This is a genomic window from Roseateles sp. P5_B10 (genome assembly GCF_056400485.1).
In genome coordinates this window covers 1-1,109 of the sequence record NZ_JBFULE010001224.1, presented here as the reverse complement: position 1 = coordinate 1,109, position 1,109 = coordinate 1, and the positions used below count along the sequence as shown (strand labels likewise).

Annotated in this window: 1 protein-coding gene and 1 pseudogene; both read left to right on the top strand. The window is 64.0% G+C overall.

The window, feature by feature from the left end; all coding sequences use genetic code 11:
- The first annotated feature begins 138 nt into the window (after positions 1–138).
- Entirely contained in the window at positions 139–390 is a 252-nt protein-coding gene (locus AC1DU6_RS32280) for a type B 50S ribosomal protein L31 (RefSeq protein WP_056195481.1), read from the top strand.
- A gap of 174 nt (positions 391–564) precedes the next feature.
- Positions 565–1,109 (top strand): annotated as a pseudogene (locus tag AC1DU6_RS32275) (hypothetical protein); the annotation flags it as partial.

The window sequence follows — 1,109 nt, the reverse complement described above, 5'->3', positions numbered from 1 at the left end:
GGCACTTTCAGCCCAAACTAGCCAAACCGCAGGGAAGCCCGCTACAATCGCGGGTTTTCCGCCCAGACACCCCCGGAAAGTGCGCCGACCAGCGATTGACATCGTCGGCGTGGCTCCCGACCTAGCCAAGAGGTTCCCATGAAAGACGGCATTCACCCCAACTACCGCGACGTCGTGTTCGTCGACCAGTCCAACGGTTTCCAGTTCGTGACGCGTTCCACCGTCCAGACCAAGGAAATGATCGAGCTGGACGGCAAGAAGCTGCCGCTGGTGAAGCTGGAAACCACCAGCGAGTCRCACCCCTTCTACACGGGTACGCAAAAGAGCATCGACAACCTCGGTGGCCGCGTCGAGAAGTTCCGCAACAAGTTCTCGCACCTCAAGAAGTAATCGGCTTGGCGGCGTTTCGCCGCGCCAACGACCAAAGGGCAGCTCAGGCTGCCCTTTTGTTTTGCTGCGGCATTCGCGCTGCCCTTTTCTCATTTGGCAGCATGGGCTGCCATTTTTCATTTTTGACCGCCGTTTGACGGCATCATGCCGGCCGGTTTCATCGAACTTAAGCGCGTGAATCTCCCCACCCCTGCCATCGTCGCCGAGCGCGGCGTCGAGCGCCTGCCGCGCCTGGCCCTGCTGCTGCTGTGCGCGGCATATGTGCTGCCCGGCCTGTTCGGCCGCGACCCCTGGCGCAATGCCGACTTGAGCAGCTTCGGTTTCATGGCCAGCATCGCCCAGGGCCACGCGCCCTGGTGGCAGCCGGCGATCGCCGGCATTCCGGCCGAGGGCGGCCCCTTGCCCTACTGGCTGGGCGCGCTGGCCATCAAGGCCCTGCCCTTCCTGGACGCACCGGTCGCCGCCCGCCTGCCTTATGCCTTTGTGCTGGTCGGCGTGTTGGTGGCGGTCTGGTACACCTGCTTTCATCTCGCCCGCACGGAGGCTGCCCAACCGGTGGCCTTTGCCTTCGGCGGCGAAGCACAGGCCGTCGACTACGCCCGGGCCTTGGCCGATGGTGCCCTGCTTGCGCTGATGGCGTCGCTCGGCCTGCTGCAGCTCGGCCATGAGACGACGCCCGAGCTGATGCAATTGCTGGCTGTCTCGGTCTACCTTTACGG